Raw genomic sequence first — 251 nt, 5'->3', positions numbered from 1 at the left:
GTGCGGCCATGGCTGCGCAGCCGCAATCCCCCCAGCAGGTTCTCCAGCACCGGCGTGTCCACCGGGTTGCCCGCCAGGCGGTTGGCGGCGCGCAGGGCGCCCCGGTCCAGCGCACCGCTGGCGGAAATCCCCAGGCCCGCCTGCCCGCGCCGGCCGCCGTCCTGCACCAGTGTCTGCAAGCCGGGCTGCAGCACCTCGATTGCGGGGCCGCCGGGCGCCTCCCGCCCGAGCGCGTCCGAGGGCGCGGCAGG

Annotated in this window: 1 pseudogene; it reads right to left on the bottom strand. The window is 78.1% G+C overall.

What is annotated here, in order from left to right:
* Positions 1-251, bottom strand: a pseudogene (locus A612_RS04730) (allophanate hydrolase); the annotation flags it as partial.

The organism is Melaminivora alkalimesophila, from assembly GCF_000282995.1.
Lineage (GTDB): Bacteria > Pseudomonadota > Gammaproteobacteria > Burkholderiales > Burkholderiaceae_C > Melaminivora > Melaminivora alkalimesophila.
This window is presented reverse-complemented; position numbering and strand designations above follow the sequence as displayed.